Source organism: Vibrio sp. 1078-1 (genome assembly GCF_033340475.1).
Map to the genome: position 1 here is coordinate 1 of NZ_JAWOWM010000376.1, position 689 is coordinate 689.

Annotated in this window: 1 protein-coding gene; it reads right to left on the minus strand. The window is 46.7% G+C overall.

Features of this window, described 5'->3' with window-relative positions; genetic code table 11:
• A partial coding sequence (locus R7190_RS27670) for a TVP38/TMEM64 family protein (RefSeq protein ID WP_318137907.1) occupies window positions 1-659 on the minus strand: 659 nt, incomplete at its 3' end.
• Between the last annotated feature and the right edge of the window lie 30 nt (window positions 660-689).

Here is a 689-nt window from a genome sequence, read left to right on the forward strand (position 1 = left end):
ATGTTGATGCCTTTTTTCTTCGCGATGTATTTTGGAATCAGAGACATACCAAACAGCACAAGACCCGCAACCGCAAACTTCACTAGCAACATCACAGACACGCCGTTTGTCGCAATATCACCCGCCATGTAGGCGAAGATGAATGCGCCTGGCGCCATTGTCAGTAGAGAAACCAGTGCGTAAGTGCCTAGGTTTAGGCTGGTTAGACCGTAAGCGTAGTTTTGTAGGCTGAAAGGGAATACAGGCACAAGACGAGTCAGAATTAAGAAGCTTGTACCGTTTGCTGCTACACCGTCATCGATTTTCTTGAAGATTGGGTTGTCGAGAAACTTCTTCGTGATGGTATTACGCAGTAGGAAGCGCGCCACGATGAATGCCGCTACTGCGCCAAGCGTTGCAGAAAACAGCGCTAAGATACCGCCTTTGATAGGGCCAAATACGATACCTGCCACAATGGTGAACGCGCTGCCCGGTAGTAGGAAAACACACGCAAACACGAATGCTGCTACGAATACGGCGTAACCCCATACCCCAAAGCTTGCGATCCAATCTTGTAGGCTCTTGATGTCAGTGATGATTTCAAGAATACCAGTTTGTTTTGCCGCGAACAGAGCAATAGCTACAACAGCGACGATAAGAGCGATTTTTACGAATTTCATAAGTTCAACTTCACTTAAACCTAGTAATTA